The sequence below is a fragment of the Capnocytophaga sp. oral taxon 329 str. F0087 genome (assembly GCF_000213295.2).
Lineage (GTDB): Bacteria > Bacteroidota > Bacteroidia > Flavobacteriales > Flavobacteriaceae > Capnocytophaga > Capnocytophaga leadbetteri_A.
Window position 1 is genome coordinate 1,535 of record NZ_KN390089.1, and the last position, 533, is coordinate 2,067.

The 533-nt window shown below is 44.1% G+C and carries 1 pseudogene; it reads right to left on the minus strand.

Going from position 1 to position 533, the window contains the following annotated elements:
• Nucleotides 1-533, minus strand: a pseudogene (locus HMPREF9074_RS12505) (hypothetical protein); the annotation flags it as partial.

A 533-nucleotide genomic window follows, 5' to 3' on the forward strand; every position in this document is an offset into this window, starting at 1 on the left:
TCACATACTTTGTAAGTAACAAGAGTGCTAGTAGCTGGGGTGCCTGCTGGTACCACGATACGTCCTTGTGTATCGGTAGTTACACCTGCTGGCAGACCGCTAAAGCTGATGGTTACTGAATTAGTATTGGTTACTACATTACCGTTGAGTCTTACTGCGGTAAGTACACTGCTAGTTGTGCCTCCTGTTATACCATTAGGTACAGTAAGTGGCGTTACTGGTGTTACTGTTAAGCTACCGGTACCGATTACCAAAGTACTTGTTACAGTTTGGCAATTGGTTGGGTTAAGTTTCTCACATACTTTGTAAGTAACAAGAGTGCTAGTAGCAGGAGTGCCCGCTGGTATTACAAGCTGACCGTTAGTATTAGTGGTTACCCCTGTTGGCAGACCGCTAAAGCTAATAGTTACTGAGTTAGTATTCGTTACTACATTACCGTTGAGTCTTACTCCAGTAAGTACGCTGCTAGTAGTACCACCGCTTATACCATTAGGAACTGTAAGTGGCGTTACTGGCGTTACTGTTAAGCTACC